Source organism: Gordonia sp. i37 (genome assembly GCF_002043085.1).
Lineage (GTDB): Bacteria > Actinomycetota > Actinomycetes > Mycobacteriales > Mycobacteriaceae > Gordonia > Gordonia polyisoprenivorans.
Genome location: NZ_MVPX01000274.1, coordinates 1 through 509, shown reverse-complemented (window position 1 = coordinate 509; position 509 = coordinate 1). Strand labels below are relative to the sequence as shown.

Annotated in this window: 1 protein-coding gene and 1 pseudogene; one reads left to right on the top strand and one right to left on the bottom strand. The window is 68.4% G+C overall.

Features of this window, described 5'->3' with window-relative positions:
- The coding region (locus tag B1964_RS13455; protein WP_139765727.1) for a 3-deoxy-7-phosphoheptulonate synthase at positions 1 to 247 on the top strand (247 nt) is incomplete at its 5' end.
- Positions 248 to 302: 55 nt separating this feature from the next.
- Here the strand turns inward: B1964_RS13455 and B1964_RS13450 are convergent.
- Positions 303 to 509: pseudogene (locus B1964_RS13450) on the bottom strand (hypothetical protein); the annotation flags it as partial.

Below are 509 nucleotides of genomic sequence, written 5' to 3'. Positions count from 1 at the left end.
ACGCCACTTCGACCGTGTCGTCGACGAGGTGCAGGGATTCTTCGAGGTCCACCACGCACTGGGGACCCCCCCCGGTGGCATCCACATCGAGCTCACCGGCGAGGATGTGACCGAGTGTCTCGGTGGTGCACAGGACATCTCCGACCTCGACCTCGCCGGACGCTACGAGACGGCGTGCGACCCGCGCCTGAACACCCAGCAATCGCTGGAGCTGGCGTTCCTCGTCGCGGAGATGTTGCGCGGCTGAGGTATTCGGTTGCCCGGGGGCTTTCGGTAGCCGGGGCTTTCGGGTGCGTGCTCTCTCAGGAGAGCAGCAACTCGGAGCCTACCCACCATCCGGCGCCACCCGCCGCGGCCGCCGCGATGAGCACGATCACCAACCAGATCAGTGTGCGCAGCCGGCCGTCGGCGGGATCGTCGAACGTCTCGGGCAGGCCCTGCGCACTACTGCGGTCGCGCGCTGTGGGTCCGGGTGCGGCATCGCGATCGATCGCCGCCGACGCCTTCGT